This window comes from Ilumatobacter coccineus YM16-304 (assembly GCF_000348785.1).
In the GTDB taxonomy this organism is placed as follows: domain Bacteria; phylum Actinomycetota; class Acidimicrobiia; order Acidimicrobiales; family Ilumatobacteraceae; genus Ilumatobacter_A; species Ilumatobacter_A coccineus.
Window position 1 is genome coordinate 1,521,606 of sequence record NC_020520.1, and the last position, 17,223, is coordinate 1,538,828.

16 protein-coding genes are annotated in these 17,223 nt (G+C 66.9%); 7 read left to right on the top strand and 9 right to left on the bottom strand.

Going from position 1 to position 17,223, the window contains the following annotated elements; genetic code table 11:
* Window positions 1-2: 2 nt before the first annotated feature.
* Together YM304_RS06800 and YM304_RS06805 are read right to left on the bottom strand one after the other, a co-directional pair.
* Window positions 3-476, bottom strand: coding sequence for an SRPBCC family protein (locus YM304_RS06800; RefSeq protein WP_015440917.1), 474 nt, complete (start codon window positions 474-476; stop codon window positions 3-5).
* A gap of 21 nt (window positions 477-497) precedes the next feature.
* Entirely contained in the window at window positions 498-1,010 is a 513-nt protein-coding gene (locus YM304_RS06805) for a VOC family protein (protein WP_015440918.1), read from the bottom strand.
* A gap of 137 nt (window positions 1,011-1,147) precedes the next feature.
* Between YM304_RS06805 and YM304_RS06810 the strand changes: the two genes are divergently transcribed.
* The 7 genes from YM304_RS06810 to YM304_RS06840 all read left to right on the top strand — a co-directional run bounded on the left by YM304_RS06810 (window position 1,148) and on the right by YM304_RS06840 (window position 6,945).
* The gene (locus YM304_RS06810) at window positions 1,148-2,512 is read left to right on the top strand and encodes an aromatic ring-hydroxylating oxygenase subunit alpha (RefSeq protein WP_015440919.1); all 1,365 of its coding nucleotides are present in this window, start codon (window positions 1,148-1,150) and stop codon (window positions 2,510-2,512) included.
* On the top strand, window positions 2,509-2,889 hold the full coding sequence (locus YM304_RS06815) for a Rieske (2Fe-2S) protein (protein WP_015440920.1): 381 nt from the start codon (window positions 2,509-2,511) through the stop codon (window positions 2,887-2,889). The genes YM304_RS06810 and YM304_RS06815 overlap by 4 nt, the downstream gene beginning before the upstream one ends.
* Window positions 2,890-2,952: 63 nt before the next feature.
* Entirely contained in the window at window positions 2,953-4,071 is a 1,119-nt protein-coding gene (locus tag YM304_RS06820) for an oxidoreductase family protein (protein WP_015440921.1), read from the top strand.
* 5 nt (window positions 4,072-4,076) lie between these two features.
* Complete coding sequence (locus YM304_RS06825; RefSeq protein ID WP_015440922.1) at window positions 4,077-4,889, top strand: SDR family NAD(P)-dependent oxidoreductase; 813 nt, start codon at window positions 4,077-4,079, stop codon at window positions 4,887-4,889.
* Window positions 4,890-4,905: 16 nt separating this feature from the next.
* Window positions 4,906-5,709, top strand: coding sequence for a sugar phosphate isomerase/epimerase family protein (locus YM304_RS06830; RefSeq protein ID WP_015440923.1), 804 nt, complete (start codon window positions 4,906-4,908; stop codon window positions 5,707-5,709).
* Window positions 5,706-6,173, top strand: coding sequence for a nuclear transport factor 2 family protein (locus YM304_RS06835; protein ID WP_015440924.1), 468 nt, complete (start codon window positions 5,706-5,708; stop codon window positions 6,171-6,173). Before YM304_RS06830 ends, YM304_RS06835 begins: the two co-directional genes overlap by 4 nt.
* Window positions 6,166-6,945 carry an SDR family NAD(P)-dependent oxidoreductase gene (locus tag YM304_RS06840; RefSeq protein ID WP_015440925.1) on the top strand — a complete coding sequence of 260 codons (780 nt, stop codon included), beginning with the start codon at window positions 6,166-6,168 and terminating at the stop codon, window positions 6,943-6,945. Before YM304_RS06835 ends, YM304_RS06840 begins: the two co-directional genes overlap by 8 nt.
* A 12-nt stretch (window positions 6,946-6,957) precedes the next feature.
* On the opposite strand, the gene YM304_RS06845 is transcribed toward YM304_RS06840, so the two are convergent.
* The 7 genes from YM304_RS06845 to pgsB form a co-directional block, all read right to left on the bottom strand.
* Window positions 6,958-7,689, bottom strand: coding sequence for an enoyl-CoA hydratase/isomerase family protein (locus tag YM304_RS06845; protein WP_015440926.1), 732 nt, complete (start codon window positions 7,687-7,689; stop codon window positions 6,958-6,960).
* Window positions 7,690-7,729: 40 nt separating this feature from the next.
* Window positions 7,730-8,620: an SCO6745 family protein gene (locus YM304_RS06850; protein ID WP_015440927.1), complete on the bottom strand. Its 891-nt coding sequence runs from the start codon at window positions 8,618-8,620 to the stop codon at window positions 7,730-7,732.
* Between the two features lie 37 nt (window positions 8,621-8,657).
* Window positions 8,658-9,884 carry a LysM peptidoglycan-binding domain-containing protein gene (locus tag YM304_RS06855; protein ID WP_015440928.1) on the bottom strand — a complete coding sequence of 409 codons (1,227 nt, stop codon included), beginning with the start codon at window positions 9,882-9,884 and terminating at the stop codon, window positions 8,658-8,660.
* 77 nt (window positions 9,885-9,961) lie between these two features.
* Window positions 9,962-11,650, bottom strand: a complete 1,689-nt coding sequence (locus YM304_RS06860) for a putative bifunctional diguanylate cyclase/phosphodiesterase (RefSeq protein WP_051071342.1) — start codon at window positions 11,648-11,650, stop codon at window positions 9,962-9,964.
* Window positions 11,651-11,765: 115 nt separating this feature from the next.
* Window positions 11,766-14,225 carry a CapA family protein gene (locus tag YM304_RS06865; RefSeq protein WP_015440930.1) on the bottom strand — a complete coding sequence of 820 codons (2,460 nt, stop codon included), beginning with the start codon at window positions 14,223-14,225 and terminating at the stop codon, window positions 11,766-11,768.
* Window positions 14,226-14,275: 50 nt separating this feature from the next.
* Complete coding sequence (locus YM304_RS06870) at window positions 14,276-15,838, bottom strand: poly-gamma-glutamate biosynthesis protein PgsC/CapC (RefSeq protein ID WP_015440931.1); 1,563 nt, start codon at window positions 15,836-15,838, stop codon at window positions 14,276-14,278.
* Between the two features lie 16 nt (window positions 15,839-15,854).
* The gene (gene pgsB / locus YM304_RS06875) at window positions 15,855-17,150 is read right to left on the bottom strand and encodes a poly-gamma-glutamate synthase PgsB (RefSeq protein ID WP_015440932.1); all 1,296 of its coding nucleotides are present in this window, start codon (window positions 17,148-17,150) and stop codon (window positions 15,855-15,857) included.
* Between the last annotated feature and the right edge of the window lie 73 nt (window positions 17,151-17,223).

The window sequence follows — 17,223 nt, forward strand, 5'->3', positions numbered from 1 at the left end:
GCTCAGGCCTCGACGAGTCGCTTCAGGTTCTGCAGGGCGTCGCCCGTCTGCCCCTGCAGTTGCGCCGCGATCCGCTTGGCCAGCCAGCCGAACCCGGTGCGACCGGCGACTCCTTGTCGGTAGGTGACGGTGCAGCCGGCCTCGGTCTCCTCGATGCGTACCGACTCGACCAGTGCGGTCAGCACCGGCACCGGTGTCTTGGTGACGGCGAACGCGAAGTGCTCGTTCTCGGTCCAGGCCGTGAACTCCTCGTCGATGGTGATGAGCGCGATGCCGACCTTGCGGCCGCTGCCGACACCCACGCCGGTGCCGACCCGTTCGACCTTTTTGAGATCGGTGAACCACTCGGGCCACGACTCGTGGTCGGCGATGCGCGCCCAGACCGCCGCGGGAGGAGCATCGATGGCGACGCTCGACTCGGCCACGGCGGGCGCGGAATCGATCCATTCGGGCGGGTGAACGGTGAGCTTCGGCATGGTGCCGACGGTAGCCGCCCGTCAGCTCCGATCGCGGAGCGTGGGTCCGGCCAGTTCGGTCTGCTCGAGCGAGAAGGGGATCGACGGGTCGAGCACCTCTTGCAGTTCGATGATGTTGCCGTCGGGATCGCGTCCGTAGATCGCCCGGAGCGGGCTCGCCGACCCGAGTTCTTCGCTCGTCGGCGGTGCCCGGTGGAAGGTCATGCCGAGTCCGGTGAGTCGTTCGTACTCGGCGTCGATGTCGACGATGTCGAAGCAGAAGTGAGTGATGCCGTGATTGCTCGGCGGGTACGCCGGGTCCTGCGGCACCGGCGTCGGCGCGCTGTACTCGAACAGTTCGATGTAGCAGTTGGCGGCGCGCAGCATGAGTTGGCGAGCCGCCGAACCAGGCACGTTGATGAGCTGGTCGATCATCGGACGGTCGGCCCAACTCGTCGACATGACCTCCTCGAACCCGAGCCCGTCGCGGTAGAAGGCGGCGAGCCGATCGATGTCGGGAGTGGAGATCGCGACGTGGTGGATGCCGCGGATCATGTGGCGCTCGGCCCGCTCGTGATGAACCGTGCTCGCTGGCCGATGTGCGACATGTTGCCCCCTGGTCGAATCGATGAATCTGGACGGTGGGCCGGTCCGGCACGACCGACTTACTGAACGCGGATTATGTTAGGCACATGACGACGATCGAGACGACCCGAGTCAACGTTGCCGGAACGCCGCGAGACAAGGCTCCCGAGCCCGAGTTCTCGAGCACCCGGAACAACGGTGACCGCTATTGGACCCCCGAGTTCGCTCGCCAGGAGTGGGAGGCGCTCTTCCCGCGCGTGTGGCAGGTGGCCGGACGCGTCGAGCAGATTCCCGAGCCCGGCGACTACGTCACCTACGACATCGGCCGCGATTCGGTGCTCGCGGTGCGCGGCGAAGACGAGAAGATCCGCGTCTTCTACAACGTGTGTCAGCACCGCGGCAACCGATTGGTGACCGCCGAGGTCGGGTCGCTGGCCGGCGGCGAATTCGCCTGCGCCTACCACGGGTGGCGCTTCGGCGACGACGGCCGCCTCAACTGGGTCCCCGACGAAGACGACTTCCATGCCGACTTCCAGGGCGACTCGCCGTGCGGCAAGCGCAACCTCATCGAGATCAAGAGCGACACGTGGGCCGGGTTCATCTGGTTCAACATGGACGACAACGCGGCACCGCTGCGCGAGTGGTTGTCGCCGGTCGCCGAGCACCTCGACGTGTACCAGATGGAGAACATGCGGCGCACCCACTGGGTCACCATCGTCGGTGACTGGAACTGGAAGTGCGTGCAAGACAACTTCAACGAGAGCTACCACCTCCCGTTCGTGCACCCGCAGACCCTGCCGGCGATGAACGAGCACCACTCCGGTTCCCAGTTCGACATGTACGACTCGGGGCACGCTCGCATGATCATGCCGGGCGGCGGCCCGGGGCCGCACTACTCCGGCCGTCCGGAGCGCGCCTTCCAGTCGCTCAAGCCCGACCTCGAGTTCTGGAAGGTCGACCCGGAGCCGTACGCCGACGATCCGAGCCAACTGCGGATCGCGTTGCAGCAGGCGAAGCGCAAACTCGGCGAGTCGAAGGGATTCGACTTCTCGGCCTACTCCGACGAGCAACTCACCGACAACTACCACTACACGGTGTTCCCGAGCATCTCGTTCTCGATGAAGCCCGACGGCTGCATCTGGCTGCGCGGCACGCCGCACCCGACCGATCCGCAGAAGTGCATCTTCGACATGTGGTACCTCACGCTGTTCCCGAAGGGTTCGAAGGAGTACTGGTCGAACTCGATGCGTGACTGGGTGTCGATCGACCATCAGGCCGAGCACCAGACCGGCGTCGCCGGCGAAGTGTCGTGTGGTCCCGGCATCGATCAAGACGTCTCGATCTGGTCGACGCAGCAGCAAGGGCTGCGATCGCGCGGCTTCCGCGGCGAGTACATGCCGTGGCAGGAGCGTCGTATCAAGTTCTTCCACGATCAGATCGACCGCCACCTCGCCATGGGTCCGCTCACATGAGCGACGCCGTCGAAACGGCCGACCTGGGTGACCTGAGCGATCTCTCCGATGGTGAGATGCGCTGCTTCGAAGACGTCGGCAAGTACGGCATCGTCGTGTGTCGCGTTGCCGGGCAACTGCATGCGCTCGAAGACAACTGCAGTCACGCCGACACGCCGCTGAGCGAGGGACGGTTTCGGGGCACGAAGATCACGTGTCCGCTCCACGGCGCGCAGTTCGACGTCACCGACGGCTCGCACTCGGGACCACCAGCGTGGGAAGGCGTGCCGCACTACGAGGTCGACGAGTCCGAAACCGGCGTCAGCGTTCGCTTGGCGAGCACCACGGTCGACGATCGAGACGACCTCGGTGGCGGCGGCATGCTCCGCACCCGCTGACCCGTCGGCCCTGGTCGAGCTCCGGTTCGTGCCGCCGACCACCGCATTCGTACGGTTCTCGTCATGACAGACCGATTGCCCACCACCACATCGGAGATCACCAGCGAGTGGCTCACCGAAGCGCTTCGTGAGTCGTCGACCATCGGTCCGGACGTCACGGTCGCGAGTGTCTCGGTCGACCCGCAGGCCGGCGGCGTCGGGTTCATGGGCGAGGTCGGCGAGTTGACCCTCACGTACGAGGGCGAGGCCGGCTCGGCGCCCACGTCGATGGTCGCGAAGTTCGCCACGCAGTCGCCCGAGATCAAGGCGATGATGCATCCGACGCGTGTGTTCGAACGTGAGCACCGCTTCTACGCGAACATCAGCAGCGACTCCCCGGTGCGGACACCCGACATCTATCACGTCACGTGCGACGTGGCCGCTGAGCCGAATGACGAGTGCTACATGCTCCTCATGGAAGACCTCGGCGAGCTCACACTCGGCGACCAGCTTGCCGGGGTGTCACCCGAGCAGGCCGAGGCGGCGCTCGTGGGGTTGGCGGCGCACCACGCTCGCTTCTGGAACGGGGCGGGTCTCGAAAACGCTCCGTACATCCCGGTGATCAACGGTCCGCTCAACAAGGCGGGTCAGTCGATCTACGACGCCTCGCTCCCGGGCTTCAAGGAGGTGTTCGGCAGCGTCCTGCGACCCGAGATGGTGCCCGTTGCCGACGCGTATGGCCGCAACCATCCGAAGATGCTCGATCGGTTCGCGGCGATGCCGCACACGCTCGTCCACTTCGACTTCCGCGCCGACAACCTGTTCTTCGAGACCGCTGCCGACGGCTCGACCGGCGACGTCGTCGTCATCGACTGGCAGTCGATCTCGGTCGGCGGAGGCGCCGCCGATGTCGGGTACTTCCTCGGGCAGAACCTCTCGACCGACGACCGGCGAGCACACGAAGCCGACCTGCTCCATCGCTACCACGAGACGCTCGTCGCCAATGGCGTCACCGGCTACGAGTACGACCAGTTCTTCGACGACTACCGACTCGCGGTGGTCTACGGCTGGGTCATCCCGGTGTTCGCCGTCGGCTCGCTCGACTCGTCGAGCGAGCGTGCGATGGCACTCTGGAACACGGTCATCGACCGAATCCAGGACGCGATCTTCGACCACGACGCCCAGCAGTTCATCGAGGTGTGACCAGCATGACCAACACTCCCGCCATCCACCCGACGCAGTTGCTCGACCTGACCGGCAAGACCGCGGTCGTCACCGGCGCCGCCACCGGCATCGGTGAAGGCATCGCTCGCACGCTGGCTGCGGCCGGCGCACACGTCGTCGTCGGCGACATCGACGTCGAGGGCGCCGAACGGGTCGCGGCCGACATCGGCGGCGAGGCGGTGCATCTCGATGTCACCAATCCCGCGCTGTGCCACGACGTGCTCTCGTCGATCGGCGATCGCCTCGACATCCTCGTCAACAACGCCGGTTCGTACCACGATGCCGGCAGCATTCTCGACCAGTCGGTCGAGTCGTGGCAGCGGTCGATCGACATCAACCTGGCGAGCGTCTTCAACTGTTCGAAGCCGGCCGCGACGCGCATGGTCGCCCAGGGCGACGGGGGAGCGATCGTCAACATCGCATCGGTCGACGGGATGCTGCCCTGCCTCGGCACCGGCTACGACACGGCGAAGGCCGGAGTCATCCACTTCACCAAGAGCCTGGCGCTCGACGTCGGACCGCACGAGATCCGGGTCAACTCGGTGAGCCCCGGCGTGGTGCCGGTTCCGACGCTGGCCCGCATGGCGGCGGGGGAGATCGAGCACTTCTGGCCGAAGGACGCATCGACGAGTGGGCTCATGGGCCCGATCACCACGCAGCGTTCCGACAACGTCCCACTCGGCCGCAAGGGCACGCCCGACGAGATCGCCAACGTCGTGCTCTTCCTCGCCAGCTCGGCGGCGAGCTACGTGACCGGCCAGAACATCGCCGTCGACGGCGGCTGGACCGTCGTCTGATCGTCGTGCTCGGTCGATGAGTCGACTCCTGTCGATCGCCGCGGGAGTGAGCCCCGACGTGGGGCCGGCCGACTTCGTCACGTCTGCTGCGGCGGCCGGTTGGCCCGCGTGCGGCATCTGGTTCGACCCCGACACCTGGAGCGACGCGGTCGCTGCCGACGTGCGTCGGCGCCTCGACGACACCGGCCTCGTCGCGCTCGACATCGAGCCGGTGTTCGTCTCCGTCGGCGACGACGGGAGCACTGTCGACGTGGGCGACCGAGTCATCGACGCGGCCGCCGAGATCGGAGCGCGTAACGTGCTCGTGGTCGCCAGAGGTGCCGAGCCGGGTCCGTTCGCCGAACGACTCGCGCAGCTGTGCGACCGGGCGGCGCCGGCGGGCATCAACTGCGTGATCGAGTTCATGGCCTTCATGTCGACCACCGATCTCGCCTCGGCCGTGGACGTCGTGGGATCGATCGACCGGCCCAACGCGGGCATCCTCGTCGACAATCTGCATCTTGCTCGGACCGGTTCGGCCCCCGACGAGTTGCGGGCGCTCGACCCGGCGTGGTTGCCCTATGCGCAGCTGTGTGATGCGCCTGCTGACCTCGCGGCCGACTCGATCGCCGACGTGGTGACCGAAGCGCTCGACGGCCGGCTCGCCCCTGGCGAGGGTGGGCTCCCGGTCGCCGAGGTGCTCGACGCGCTGCCCGACGACACGCCGCTGTCGATGGAAGTGCGATCGAAGGCGCTGCGAGACGATCACCCCGATCCCACGGAGCGCGCACGGACGCTGTTCGCGGCGACGCTCCGGTTCATGAAGGAGTACGAAGCATGACGATCCAACCCGACCGCCTCCACGACGTGATCGACCAGCAGGCGATCTCCGACGTGGCCATCCGGTACTGCTGGGCACTCGACGAGAACGACTGGGGTCGTCTCGACGAGGTGTTCCTCCCCGACGCGACCGCGCGCCTCGGCAACCCCGATCTGCTCGAGGGGCGCGAGGCGATCGTCGCACGCGTCACCTCGGCGTTGACGCCGCTCGACGACAGTCAGCACATCGTGTCGAACCATCAGGTCACCATCGACGGTGACTCGGCGACGCACCGGTGCTATCTGCACGCTCAGCACATTCGTCGCGCTGCTCAGGGTGGCCCGCACTACGTGGTCGCCGGCCGCTACGTCGATCGTCTGGTTCGAACCGACGACGGCTGGCGCATCTCGCATCGAGACCTCGAGGTGATGTGGACCGAGGGTAACGTCGGGGTCGTGCGCAACGACGGAGAGAACGATGTCTGACGAGCGACCGCTGCCCAACGTCTCCCACGACCTGACGGGGCAGGTCGCACTGGTCACCGGAGCCACCTCCGGTCTGGGGCGACGGTTCGCCCGTGTCCTCGCCGCGGCCGGTGCCAAGGTCATCGGGACCGGGCGTCGAAAGGAACGTCTCGACGAGATGGTCGCCGAGATCACCGCCGACGGCGGCACGGCGATCGGCGTCGTGATGGACATGACCGATACCGCCAGCATCCTGAGCGGCTTCGACGAGGCCGAGGCGGCGTTCGGCACGATCACGATCCTGGTCAACAACGCCGGCATCCCCGACGCAGAGCGAGCCCACAAGATGTCGATCGAGTTGATCGACAACGTGTTCGACACCAACCTGCGCGGGCCCTACGTGCTGTCGGTCGAGATGGCGCGCCGACTCATCGAGCAGAAGCTGCCCGGTCGCCAGGTCAACATCGCCTCGATCTCGGCGACGCACTACGACGGTCACGGTGCGGCGCTCTACTCGATCACCAAGGCGGGCATCATCCGCATGACCGAGGTGCTCGCCGTCGAGTGGTCACGCAACCACATCAACGTCACCGGCATCGCCCCCGGCGGATTCCACTCCGAGATGATGGACGGCATGCTCGAACGGATGGGTGACTTCTCGGGCGCGATGCCACGCAAGCGGTTGGGTCGCCCCGACCAGCTCGACTCGACGCTGCTCTATCTCTGCTCACCGGCCTCCGATGCGGTCACGGGCACGGTGATCAAGGTCGACGACGGGCAGAGCCCGCGCTGAGCGGCGCTGCGGTCACGACCCCATTCGCTCCCGCATGTCTTCGGGCATGCCGAACGGCAGCTCGCGTTCGTGGACGAGCGCCATGGTGCGCGTCATGTCGTCGTGCGCGGCGATCAGCTTCTTCACACGGCGGTTGGTGCCCGCCGAGTTCTGGCAGATCTCGTTCGCGAGGTCGGTGACCGCTTGTCCGAGTTCGTCGTCGGCGACGACTCGGTCGACGAGTCCGATCTCGGCGGCTTCCGTCCCGGTGATCCGGCGGCTGGTGTACATGAGTTCTTTTGCCGTCGATCGTCCGACACGTTCGGGGAGCCGGACCGACATGCCCCAGATCGGGACGAGCCCCCACTGCCCGTGGGTGTCGCCGAGCTTCGTGGATTCGGCGGCGACCAGGAGATCGCACGCCAACGCGAGTTCGAGGCCACCGGTGAAGCAGTGGCCGTGCAGCCGAGCGATCGTCGGCTGCGGAAGGCGCTCGAGCGCATCGACCGTCTCGGGTTCGTAGTGCTTGCTGGGGGCGTGCTCACCGGTGGCGATCGCCTGGAGATCGTGCCCGGCGCAGAACGACCGCCCCGCCCCGGCGAGCACGACACACTTGACATTGGTGTCGTCGGCCAACGCATCGAGGTGGGCGCGCAGCGCGACGAACGAGCCCGGCGTGAGCGCGTTGAGCTTGTCGGGACGATTGAGCGTCAGCGTGGCAACTCCGTCGGCATCGGATCTCAGGACCAGGTCAACGTCGCTCATGGTCCTACTCTCGCATTCCGAGTCGCTGCGACGAGAACCCTCAGCCGGCGAGATCGTGCGGGCCGGACGACAGGTACCCCTTGCCGGCCCGGACCGTGGCGCCCCACGGGGTGAGCAACTCGATCAGCTCGTCGAGGTCGTCGCCGAGGCGTGCCATCACCGGGGCCGTCATCGCGTCGGTGTCGACTTCGATCTGTTCGCGGAACGCTCGGCCGTCGGGCGTGAAGCCGCCATCGGCGTCGACGAGTCCGCGGCTGCGCAGCGACTCGGCGGCGCGATCGAAGTCGTCGTCGGACCAGGCTCGCGTGCGTGCATAAGTTCGTGGTGCGAGGCCCCAGTACTGCTCGGTCAGCAGGCTGATCTCGACCGCGTCGAGCCCGGCGCCGATCCATGCCGCCGTGTGGTTGTCGCCTCGGTACTCGCGCAGGATCTCGCCGCGGCGGAAGATCGTGCCGAGCGGTGCGTCGGGGTCGGGCAGCCCGGCCACGCCGGCGGCGAGGGGTCGCCCTTCGACCGAGAGATCGTCGGTCGCACGGACGAGCAGTTCGGCGACCCGCTCGTGACCGGTGGGTGTCGGGCCGAGCAACCGTTCGAGTTGTCCGAGCGCGCCGGCATCGCGGGCCGCGCAGATCGTGGGGGCGTCGGTGATCGACCAGCCGTAGTCGACCGAGGGGATCACCGCGGTGGGGTTGAACACGGCGAAGGCGGAGGCGACCACCGAACCGCGGACCTGGCCCATCAACGACCCTCGGCTCGTGAAGTACGCCGGACCGTCGGGGAGCGCGACGCCGTTGGCCTCGTGCGCCGATGGCTGGAAGCCGAGGTCGGCATACGCCGCGTGCGCCTCCGGGGAGAAGAAGACCTGACCGATCACCGGTTCGAGGGCTCCGCCCAGACGGCGTTCGGGTGTCGGGGCGTCGGTGCGATCCATCGCTCCGTTGTACCCGACGTCGGTCGCGTGCGGCGTGTCAGGCGTCGTCGGCCGGGGCCGCGTCTGGGGTCGCGTACGAACCCTGCACGTTGACGGTGACGTTGATGAGGCGCTCGTTGTAGGTGGCGCCGCCCAGTTCGTCGAGACCGAGCCACGCGATGAGTGTCTCCTGGTCGTCGACGCGGAGCCGAGCGCAGCCCTTGCTCTGCGGCGTGGTCGGCACGTTGTTGGCACCGTGGATCGCCTGACCGCCGTCGAAGTACAACGGCTTGTACATGTTGCCGTTGAGCGGGTTGTCTTCGGGGACGGGGTAGTCGGTGCTGTTGTGCCAGCCGCCGTTGTCGAGTGCCGGGTCGAACCGGAAGGCCCGGCTGCGATCCTGGTCGCGGGTCTCGTACCCTTCCGATCCGGTCGAGGTGGAGAAGATGTTGGTGATGCCGTTGTCGCCCTCGCCGGTGAACATGACCTGACAGGTGCGGTCGATCAGGATCCATCGCTCGGAGAGGAGCGCCGTGGTGAAGGGCTGGCGGAGTTCGTCGGTCTCCATCAGCAGTTGTTCCTCCTCGCTGCCGGCCTCCATGTCGGCGCGGGTGACGTCGAGGCCGAGGGCGAGGCGTGCCGCACACAGCCGCTGCTGGGTGACCGGCCCCGAGATCCCGTCGACGAGGAGTTCCCGCATGCCGGACCCGTCGAACAGCTCGTTGAGCTTCTCCTGCTGCCGTTTCACGGCGTCGGTGCGGGCGGCTTCGACGAGCGCCTGGTTCGGTGCTCGCTCCGACCCGGTGATGTCGTCGAGACCGTTGTCGACGCACACGTCGAGGACCTGGCCGGCGTAGATGACGTCGGTCTCGATCTCGTTCTCGGCCTTGATGGTGGCGATGGTGACCGTGGGGTCGTCGAAGGCGTCGGCGATGAGGCCGAGCGAATCGCCGGATTGCACTTCGACCACGCAGTCGGGGTCGTAGACGTCGAGGCCGGGCACCGTCGTGGTGGTCGTCGTGCTGGTGGTGGCGGGCGCGCTGGTCGACGTGGTCGTTGCGTCGTCGTCGGTGCTCGTGGTGTCGTCGTCGGTGGTCGTGGACGGCGTGGTGCTCGGGGCCGTCACGGCGGTGCCGGTGCCGGGACGCGTGCTGGTGTCGGGTTCGACCTGCGCGGTGGCGTCGCCGGGCACGGGGAGGGCAGCATTGTTCGTCTGCGACGACGCGCACGCGGTCGCGGTGATCGTGAGGCCCGCGAGCACCGCGGCCGTCCGCTGCAACAACATGGACCAGAACGTATCGACGTCGTACCTCGGCGTCGTTTCAGGTCGACCTGAATCTCGGGAATGTTTCGATCGACGGATCAGCGGTCGAGGAGCGCACTGAAGTCGTCGGGCACGAGCGGACGTGAGAAGTGGAAGCCCTGATAGCGATGAGCGTTGCGGACGAGGGCGAGCTGGGCGGCGTCTTCGACACCTTCGGCGGTGATCTGTTTGCCGAGCATCGTCGCGAACTGGATCAGCGCCTGCAGCAGTTCCTCGTTGCTCGTGGTCGCGCCCTCGCCGCTGACGAACGATCGGTCGATCTTGATCGCGTCGACCGGGAACTGCCGGAGGTAGCTCAGCGGCGAGTACCCGGTGCCGAAGTCGTCGAGTGCGATCTCGCAGCCGAGGTCGGCGAGTTCTCTGAGCGTTTCGCCCGCCGCCTTGGGCTCGTGGATCAGGGCGGTCTCGGTGACCTCGATGCACAGCCGGTCGGGTGCGAGCCCGGCTTCGGTGAGCGCGGCGCGCACGGTGTCGGCGAAGCCCGCTTCGACCAACTGCTGGGCGGCTACGTTGACGCTGACGGTGTCTGGCGCGGTCTCGGGAAACGCTTCGATCCAACGGACGAGTTGCCGGGTGGCTGCTCCCAGCGCCCACACGCCGATCGGACGGATCAGGCCGGTGACTTCGGCGATCGGCAGGAACTCGCCGGGGTTCACGAGGCCGCGTTCGGGATGCTGCCATCGAATGAGTGCCTCGGCGCCGACGACGTCGCCGCTCTCGCAGCTCACGATCGGCTGGTACACGAGTCGCAGTTCGTCGTTGTCGATCGCGTGGTGCAGATCGGCTTCGAGTGCGATCCGGCTGGCGCAGTCGGCGTGCTCCGACCGGCAGGCGTAGGCGATGCGATCACCGCCGAGCACCTTGGCGCCGTACATCGCCCGGTCGGCGGTGGCGATCAGGTCCGACGCGACGACGTCGGGGGTGTCGGCGCGAGCCACGCCGATCGTGGCCGAGGCGAAGACCTCTCGATCGAGGACTCGGTACGGGGCGCGGCACGCTTCGAGAACGCGCTCGATCACGCTGCCGTCGGCGTCGATCTCGCCGTCGCCCAGCAGCACGACGAACTCGTCGCCGCTCAGCCGGGCGATCGAGTCGGCGGGACGGAGCACGGAGCGCAGACGCTCGGCGAACTGCACGAGCAGGGCGTCGCCGGCTGCGTGCCCCAGACCGTCGTTGATCAGCTTGAACCGGTCGATGTCGATGAACAGCACCGTGACGGTCGAGGGTTCGGCTGCCAGTTCGATCAGCGCGTCGGCGATCCGCTGCTCGATCAGGATGCGGTTGGGGAGCGACGTGAGTTGGTCGTGCATCGCCTGGTGTTCGAGCGAGCGCTGGAGTCGTCGTTGCTCGGTGATGTCGCGGAACGTGACCGCGAGCCCGTCGCCGAGGCTCACCGACGTCTGGAGGAACCAGTGGTCGTCACCCTGCTTCTCGACGTGGTACTCGATGGTCGCCGGCTCGCCCGACTCGACCACGTCGACGTAGCGCTCGAACACCTCCTCGGTGCACGGCATCTCCTCGCGTACCCGTCGACCGATCACGTCGATCGCGGTGCGCTCGATGATCTGCGCTGCTGCAGGATTGAGAACGCTCCATCGGAAGTCGACGATCTGGTCGCGATCGTCGCGGACGGTTTCGAAGGCCATGATCCCGTCGTGTGAACTGTTGAGTACGCCGGTCAACAGCCCTCCCTCATAGTGGTGCTGCGTCACGGTTCGTGAACTCATGGTCCTTCTTCGACTCATGTGGCAGACAACTTGACCGCTCTCGCGAGAAAACCTGTCGCGTTCGGTCGAACGATGGGCACCGGGACCGGCGGAACCGGGGGGGGAGAGAGAGGGGTCAGCAGCCCGACGTGACGATGTCGAACGCTCCGGGCGACTCGGACCGGGCGAGATCGCCTTCGACCCACACCGCTGACTCCGACGGCGTGGGGCCGCGCCATTCGACGACCTGGACGTTGTCGATGGTGAGTGCACCACGAAGTGCGGCGGGCACGTCGACGAGCAGTGTCGCCGAGTTCGGTGTGGTGCCGTCGGGGCCGGGTGCGAAGAGTTCGTCGGGCACCTGGATGGTGACGTGGTGCCATTCGTCGTCGGCGGGCGCATCGATCGGGAGCGAGACCTCGTTGAGCCGAGCCGATTCGGGGTCAGCCGTCGGGTTGGTGTCGTCGAAGTGGAACGAGACGAGGCGGATGCTGGGAATCTCGCCGCGATTCCGTTTGACGTCGAGGATGATCTCGTACAGGGCCTCGGTGTCGAGCGGCTTCGCATCGGCGTCGAAGAGGCGGTGGCTGCGCACGTCGAAACGAGCGGCGATCTGCGTCGAGGTCTGCGCGTTCGGGTCGGTGAAGAGCGAGAACGCGTCGTCGTAGTCCTCGCCACTCGCTCCGCTGACGAGATCCCAGCGTTCGCGCACGGTCGAGACCTTCCAGTGCATCGGACGACGCCGCAGACCGTCGGCCGACGCATTGTCGAAGTGCCCCCAGTCGAAGAGATCGGTACCGATCTGGGTCCCGGCCGGGAGCAGGTCGCTGCGGACGAGCGTGCACGGGGGGAGCGCGGTCGGGCCGATTCCGCTGTCGATGATGCGCACGTTCGAGCTCACCCGCGACGTGGTGATGAGCCCGGAGTTGTGTTCGACGATGAATGCTGCTTCCTGCGTGCGGTTGTTGCCCAGATCGACGTTGCCGTTGCCGTCGGCGTCGGGGTCGGCGGGTTCGAACACACTGCCGACGCGGAGGCCGTCGACACGCTTGCTGGTCGCGTCGATCGCCGAGCGGTGGTCGATCATGCGGATGATCTGCTGTGCGACGCGACCGCCGACGGGAACCGGGCGATACCGGTCGAGCATCACGGGCAGGATGCGCGCCTCGAGCACGCTGGTGCCATCGCTGATGATGCGGAGCATGGCGCTCGGGAAGGTGGCGAGGAAGTCCTGGTCGAAGACGAGGTTGCCGAGGCTGTACGCGATGAGCTTGCCGTCGTACCACTCGACGCCCTGCAGGACGTGTGGATGATGGGCGATGACGATGTCGGCGCCGGCGTCGATCGCTCGGTGGGCGATGGTGCGCACGAACGAGCTGGGGACGTCGGCGAACTGGTAGCCACCGTGCACCTGGACGGTGACGGTGTCGGCGCCGTCGGCGCGGAGTCGAGCGATCTCCGACTCCATCTCCGAGCGTGAGTAGGGGGCTGCGCCACCGTGGTCGCGTCGGGCGACCCAGTCCTGCAGCTCCGGATAGACGCCGATGACGGCGCTCCAGAAGTCGCCGAGGACGGCCTCGCCGAGCTCGTCCTCCCACTCGTCGTAGATCGTCCACACGTCGCCGATGCGCCGTTCGTCGACCTTGACGACGAGGGGGTCGCCGTCGTCGTTCTCGAGCGCGGTCTCGGTGTAGCCGAAACTGCGCAGCTCGTACTGCCAGGCTTCCGATTCGGGCAGATCGATCGGGATCTCGTCGTCGCCGTCGGGGAGCTGGTCGTTGACGAAGCTGCCGTTGACGGTGGTGAACGAGATGGTTCCGACGGTGTGCTCGCCGACGCGACTCAGTGTGCCGCGGACGGCTTCTTCGCGGGTGTGGCCTGCTCCGACATGGGCCATCCCGGCGTCGTCGAGAATCGAGAGCGTGCTCTCGGTGCCGACGTCGCCCCAGTCGTAGGCGTGGTTGTTGCCGAGCGTGACGAGGTCGACCCCCATCTCGTCGAGCGCCTCGGTGATGTACGGCGTCGACTGGAGGAGGAATCGTTTCGCGACGAGGGCTTGCTCGTCGGGCAGTTCGCCGACGACGGTCTCGAGGTTGACGACGGTCCAGTCGGCCGCGCTCGACAGCGGGCCGAGGTCGTCGACGACGGCTCGCGCGGAGTCGGCGTCGGTCACGAGCGGGCCGCTCGCTTCGGGGTCGAGGTAGCGACGACCGAGCATGACGTCGCCGCCGAAGTGCATCGACACTCGCTCGGTTCCGTCGTCGGCGAGCCGGTCCCAGAGGTGCACCGTCGTCACGCCGTCGGAGGGGTCGAGCACCACCGGTTCGACCAGGGTGTCTCGAGTCGACACGCGCGCGACGACCGGCGCGGTGATGCTGATCTCGGCTCGACCGTTCGCGTCGGTGGTGATCACGTCGTCGGCGATCGCGATCTGCGCATCGGCGACCGGGGCGCCTTGTTCGTTGCGGACCACCATGGGGATCACGGCGGGTTCCTCGACGTCGCGAGGTTCGGCCTGCGGGCCGTAAGCGCAGGCGGCGGTGAGCACGGCGAGGCTCGTGACGCAGCCGAGCAGGCGCGTGATCCGGTGATGCATACGTGTGGTCAATCGGCAGGGCTTGCCGGGTTCTTGAATCGCGGTGGCGCTCAGAAGTCGATCAGTGGCTGCTCCAAGGGGGTGGTCGGGTCGGTTGCTCCAGAGACATCCGATGCAGCGGGTTGTGCCTCCCTGGTTGCTGCATCGGATGTCTCTGAGATCTGGTGGCGCTCGGCAGGCCGACGCGGGACGCGTCGCATGCCGCGCTGCTCTTCGAGCGCGGTCTCGAGCACGGAGGTGGTGACGTCGTCGATGTACCCGGTGGTCGACGAGGCGGTGTCGCCCACGGGACGCTTCGAGAATCGGGCGATCTGTGCCGTGACCCACTCCTCGGCGTCGGCGGCGAAGGCCGGGTGGCGGCGAGCCCAGGCGTCCCAGGGCGTGTCCCACGCTCCGGCCTCGGTACCGGTGTCGGCGGTGGCATGGGCGAGGGCCAGTCCGGGCGCAGCCGGTGCCTGCGACGGGATCGAGCGAACGAAGGCGATGACGGTCTTGGGTGCGGCGAGCAGCCGCGAGCCGGTGAGGAGCACGATGCCGCTGAACTGCTTGGCGAACATGATGCAGAACGTCACCGTGGCCACGAGCTTCCATCCCGGATGCAGCGGCTCGCCGATCACGCCCGACTGCACCCACCAGGTGGCGGTGACCGAGAACGATCCGGCGAGGACGAGGCCGATCATCACCCGCAAGGGTGAGGTCCGCTGCGCGTCGTTGGCGATCAGTCCGGGGAGGAGCAGCGGGGTGAGCGCGAGCGAACCGACGCCGAGATGCTCCTGCCAGTTGGCGTCGAGGAATCGGTCGCCGACCCACAGTCCCGACCAGGCGATCGCCGAGGACACGAGGAGCATCGACGAGAACTTGCGGCGTCCGAACAGGATCATGTGGTTCATCAGCACCTTGGCGACGATGAGCCAGGTGGCGAGGGCGATGGTGAGCGCCACGACGACCTGCCACGGATCGGCCATGAACATGCCGGTGAACGCGGCGCCGACGAACCCGCCGCTGCGCAGGTTGTAGTTGTGCGCAACGGCCCACGAGGCGCCGACCGACAGGGCGACGGCGAAGGGCAACCACTCGAGGCTGATCGCGATGTTGCCGAAGCCGCTCACCGGCGACAGATCGTTGACGCCGGGGAGGTCGAGGATGAGGGCCGCGGCGATCGGCGTGGCGACGATGCAACCGGCCATGAGGACCGACTTGGTCGTCTTCCACACGCCTTGGCGCGCCATGTCGTGGGCGATCAGCGCCGGGACGATGTACCCGACGCCGATGAAGAGCGGAATGTCCCGCTCCCACAGCCATTGGCCCGACGGGGTGATGCGCAGCATGCCGAACTGGATGGTGGTGGAGGTGACGGCGAGGATCGTGAACTTCGTCCGGCCGTACAGCAGGAAGTAGCGCCGGAGGAACAGGTTGACGAACGCGTAGGTGATGAACGCGTTGATGAAGGTCGCGAGGATGACCAGTGGGTGGATGATGAAGACGGCGATGTAGCCGGGCACGACGATCGAGCCGGTCGTGAGGTGTCGCTTCTCGTACATGACCATCGACACGGCGACGCCCAGCACGAACGCGAAGCGGATCCACTCGGCCGAGAGCAGATAGTCATGCATGAGCAGGGTCCGGCGGTCAGGCCGGCTGCTCCGATCCGTTGGCGGCCGGGAGACCGGCGAGGACGGCGTCGAACTCGTCGTCGAAGTGGGGGAGCCACGGCTCGGCTTCTTCCTCGAAGTACTCGAGCATCTCCTCGGCTTGGTGCGTGTGGATGTTGACGAACCCCACGACCAGCACGTGGGCGGTCGGTTGCTGGCTGATCATCTGATCGATGATCTCGGTCTGCGTGAACGAGTGCTCGTCGCCAAGGTTGAGGATGTTCGCGGGGTCGTAGCCGTTCTGCTTCAGGCGGTCGGTGACGAGTCCCTCGTAGGCGCCGAACGTGACGAGGCGGTCGAAGTCGAGGTCGTTCACGCCGACGTCGGCGAACTGCACCGCCCGGCGTTCGCGATCGTCGCGGTTGTTCAAGATGCCGACGACGGTGGTGTCGGCGGTCATGAACGGGTCGAGCTTCTGCATGGCGGCGATCATCGACTCGCGGTCGTTGACCGCGAACAGGTTCGCCCACGTGACCTTCTTGGTGCCGCCGGGCTCACGAGCGATCGGACCCGTGCCGATCCGGAGTTCTTTCATGCGCAGCACCCCGGGATCCGGCTCGGCCTTGGCCATGCCGCGCACGGCCACGTCGCGAGGGATGCCGATGATGTCGGCGATGGCGAGCGCGATCGTGACGTTCTCCTTGAAGGAGATGAAGTCGAACGCGCTGTTCTCCTCGTCGGTCACCTCGTCGGGGTCGGCGACGACGAGCTTGGTGCCTTTGCTCTCGGCGACCTCGCGCATGATCTCGACGATCTCGGGGTTCTGCTCGGAGGTGACGAGGATGCCGTCGCGTGGGCAGGTGCTGAGCAGTGAGCGGGCGATCTCGGGAAGCGTCTCGCCCATGACGTCCTGGTGGTCTTCGCGGACGTTGGTGAGCACGCCGATGTTCGACCGGACGATCATCCGTTCCGACACTTCCTGGTACTCGGGCTTGAGTGCCATGCACTCGATCACCAGGGCGTCGACGTCCTCGGTCACGTAGGCGCGTGCAATCTCGATCTGCTCGAGGATGGTCGGAGGACCTTTTCGGTTGATGGGTTCGTCGATTCCGTCACGGTTGATCACCGCAGCGAAGGTCCCCGTCGACTTGGCGACGGTGACGAGACCGTGTTCACGGAGCATCCCCGCGATGATGCGGGCGACGGTCGACTTGCCACGGATCCCGTTGACGTGGATACGCCAGTCGAGTCCGTCGACGAGTCGACGATGCGCGAGTGTTTCGAGTCTCCAACGGAGAATCAGCGTGACACTGACGAGAACGCCAGCGATCACTATGAGAGGCACATCCCTTCTTCGACATGTCGAGAGGCAATCTTGAGGCGCGCCGACGAAATCGGCGGTCCGG

Bases quoted from the DNA above. Each gene is read 5' to 3' on its own strand.
- YM304_RS06800 (WP_015440917.1), bottom strand. From the start codon at position 476: ATGCCGAAGCTCACCGTTCACCCGCCCGAATGGATCGATTCCGCGCCC.
- YM304_RS06805 (WP_015440918.1), bottom strand. From the start codon at position 1,010: ATGATCCGCGGCATCCACCACGTCGCGATCTCCACTCCCGACATCGAT.
- YM304_RS06810 (WP_015440919.1), top strand. From the start codon at position 1,148: ATGACGACGATCGAGACGACCCGAGTCAACGTTGCCGGAACGCCGCGA.
- YM304_RS06815 (WP_015440920.1), top strand. From the start codon at position 2,509: ATGAGCGACGCCGTCGAAACGGCCGACCTGGGTGACCTGAGCGATCTC.
- YM304_RS06820 (WP_015440921.1), top strand. From the start codon at position 2,953: ATGACAGACCGATTGCCCACCACCACATCGGAGATCACCAGCGAGTGG.
- YM304_RS06825 (WP_015440922.1), top strand. From the start codon at position 4,077: ATGACCAACACTCCCGCCATCCACCCGACGCAGTTGCTCGACCTGACC.
- YM304_RS06830 (WP_015440923.1), top strand. From the start codon at position 4,906: ATGAGTCGACTCCTGTCGATCGCCGCGGGAGTGAGCCCCGACGTGGGG.
- YM304_RS06835 (WP_015440924.1), top strand. From the start codon at position 5,706: ATGACGATCCAACCCGACCGCCTCCACGACGTGATCGACCAGCAGGCG.
- YM304_RS06840 (WP_015440925.1), top strand. From the start codon at position 6,166: ATGTCTGACGAGCGACCGCTGCCCAACGTCTCCCACGACCTGACGGGG.
- YM304_RS06845 (WP_015440926.1), bottom strand. From the start codon at position 7,689: ATGAGCGACGTTGACCTGGTCCTGAGATCCGATGCCGACGGAGTTGCC.
- YM304_RS06850 (WP_015440927.1), bottom strand. From the start codon at position 8,620: ATGGATCGCACCGACGCCCCGACACCCGAACGCCGTCTGGGCGGAGCC.
- YM304_RS06855 (WP_015440928.1), bottom strand. From the start codon at position 9,884: ATGTTGTTGCAGCGGACGGCCGCGGTGCTCGCGGGCCTCACGATCACC.
- YM304_RS06860 (WP_051071342.1), bottom strand. From the start codon at position 11,650: ATGAGTTCACGAACCGTGACGCAGCACCACTATGAGGGAGGGCTGTTG.
- YM304_RS06865 (WP_015440930.1), bottom strand. From the start codon at position 14,225: ATGCATCACCGGATCACGCGCCTGCTCGGCTGCGTCACGAGCCTCGCC.
- YM304_RS06870 (WP_015440931.1), bottom strand. From the start codon at position 15,838: ATGCATGACTATCTGCTCTCGGCCGAGTGGATCCGCTTCGCGTTCGTG.